This window comes from Pseudoalteromonas aliena (assembly GCF_038155085.1).
Taxonomy (GTDB): domain Bacteria; phylum Pseudomonadota; class Gammaproteobacteria; order Enterobacterales; family Alteromonadaceae; genus Pseudoalteromonas; species Pseudoalteromonas aliena_A.
The window spans coordinates 1-252 of the sequence record NZ_JBAKAU010000071.1; the positions used below are offsets into that span (position 1 = coordinate 1).

The following is a 252-nucleotide window of genomic DNA, read 5'->3' on the forward strand; positions in this document are numbered from 1 at the left end:
CAAGATATTATAGGCCTGTTATGTCTAAGCGGTGAGTCTGTTAAAAGTATTGCGAAATGGGAAGGTGTATAGCTAGACGCTTAAGACAATGCATTTAACGGATTTAGTGTAAACGGTAAAATGCACCTACTAGGTTAGATATTTAATCTAGAAGATTTAGTTGCGACGTTAGACGCATTAGAAATAAAAGGTTAGAGCGAGCTTAACCTAGGTAAGCATTTAGGAGTAAATGCTGATATTGATTTAGGTATG

General features: G+C 36.1%; 1 pseudogene. It reads left to right on the forward strand.

The features are described from left to right. A pseudogene (locus tag V6260_RS18595) lies at positions 1 to 192 on the forward strand (hypothetical protein); the annotation flags it as partial. Between the last annotated feature and the right edge of the window lie 60 nt (positions 193 to 252).